This window comes from Neisseria sp. P0021.S007, assembly GCF_051956855.1.
The window spans coordinates 1-950 of record NZ_JBQCXA010000210.1 but is presented as its reverse complement, the minus strand read 5'-3'; the positions used below and the strand labels follow the sequence as shown (position 1 = coordinate 950).

Sequence of the window (950 nt, the reverse complement as noted above, 5' to 3'; positions counted from 1 at the left end):
CGCTGGAGCTGCTGGCTTCCCCTTCCGACTGTGTGCGATACCGTTCGCCATTGATGGATGCGTTCAAAACCGAATGGTTTATCTCTAAAACCTGCCAGCAAAGTTTTGCAGGCTATGCCTACGGACAAATCAAAAAAGCACGGGGATTGAATAAAAAAATCAGCAATCCGATGCCGTCTGAAAAGAAAAGCATCCTTGATTTCTGCCACATCATAGAAGGCAGGCAAACCGTACCGTTACAGTACTGGCTTGCACAACGCGGAATGGAACAAAGGCGTGTAGGCTTAATCAAAATAGCCCACGCCCGAGAACTTTATGCGCTGTTTTACGATGCCGACGGCACACTTGGCTACCACAGTATTGCACCCAAACCCGAAGCCACAACGCTTTCACTCAGCTCCATTCCCGAAGGCGAAACACCGCTTGCCCATCTATCCTTCAACCAAGACGGATACAGCAGCTACTGCCGCGAATATGCCTCTTATCAACAATGGCTGGCAGAACGCAACGAAACACGCTATCAAGGCACGCAGGCGCACGGCCAAGGTTACGATGCAAAAAATATGATGCACACCTTCCGCCTGCTTGAAACCGCGCGCGATATTGCCCTTTATGGCGAGATCCGGCCACGCCGTCCCAATCGTGACGAATTGCTGGCCATCAAGCGCGGTTCTTTTCCTTACAATGAACTGTTGGCACGTGCAGAAACATTGATTAACGAAGTAGAAAATTTGTTCGCCCAGTCCGATCTACCGGCAGCTGTAAACAGCAGTTTGGCAATCAATTCCCTTGTTGAAATCCGAACCAAGATTTACGGATAAGAGAATCAAAAACAGAGGCCGTCTGAAATTATGTGTTTCCTCTTTTCAGACGGCCTTTTCATATTTCAAATTCTAACCGTCTGTCCATCAAAACAACCTTTTCTGCCATCTCCAAACAAGCAATAACAA

Annotated in this window: 1 protein-coding gene; it reads left to right on the top strand. The window is 48.0% G+C overall.

Annotated features, from left to right (window positions below; genetic code table 11):
- A partial coding sequence (locus tag ACTHUR_RS12280) for a nucleotidyltransferase (protein ID WP_440398752.1) occupies positions 1 to 821 on the top strand: 821 nt, incomplete at its 5' end.
- Positions 822 to 950 lie beyond the last annotated feature (129 nt).